The organism is Saccharopolyspora antiqui (genome assembly GCF_052246905.1).
In the GTDB taxonomy this organism is placed as follows: Bacteria; Actinomycetota; Actinomycetes; order Mycobacteriales; family Pseudonocardiaceae; genus Saccharopolyspora.
The window spans coordinates 1-558 of record NZ_JBQQBO010000069.1 but is presented as its reverse complement, the minus strand read 5'-3'; the positions used below and the strand labels follow the sequence as shown (position 1 = coordinate 558).

The window sequence follows — 558 nt, the reverse complement described above, 5'->3', positions numbered from 1 at the left end:
ATGCATAGCTGTCCGGTTGATCGGGCAGCGTGATCCAGCGTTCGGCGCCGATCGCGCTGAAAACAGTCATGGCCAGTCCGGCCAGCATGCCGGCAAGTACACCGCGTGCGATTGCGGCGGTGGTCATCGTGGCTTGGCGTTGCCTGGAACCGGAATGGCGACGGCGTCGGAGTGGCTGCAGGCCATGGTCACGCCGGATTTTTCGAAGTCGACCATTACCGCGCCAGGCTTATCGGCGCGGCTGGGCGTGCCGGCCAGGCTGCCTGACAGGCGCTGCATGATGGCCTGGCAGGTGGGGACCTTGCCTTCCTTTCCGGTCTTGGTTGCAGTTGCTGAAGCTGGTGCCGGCGGCTCGGCAGCAGCCGGTGCGCTCGGCTGGGTTGAGGCATGCGCGCGCGGCAATGTCACCAGCGCGGCAAGCGCCGCTACGGCAATCAGCAATCGCGTGGAACGCCGCAACAGGGGCGATGCCGACGACGATCGGGACATGGGGGAAAGAAACGGCATGACGGTCAAAGCACGGGGGTCAGAATGCGCCTGTACAGCAACGCGGGCAGG

The 558-nt window shown here is 65.6% G+C and carries 1 protein-coding gene; it reads right to left on the bottom strand.

What is annotated here, in order from left to right:
- Positions 1-123: 123 nt before the first annotated feature.
- The coding region (locus ACTWQN_RS38050) for a hypothetical protein (RefSeq protein ID WP_443208531.1) at positions 124-558 on the bottom strand (435 nt) is incomplete at its 5' end.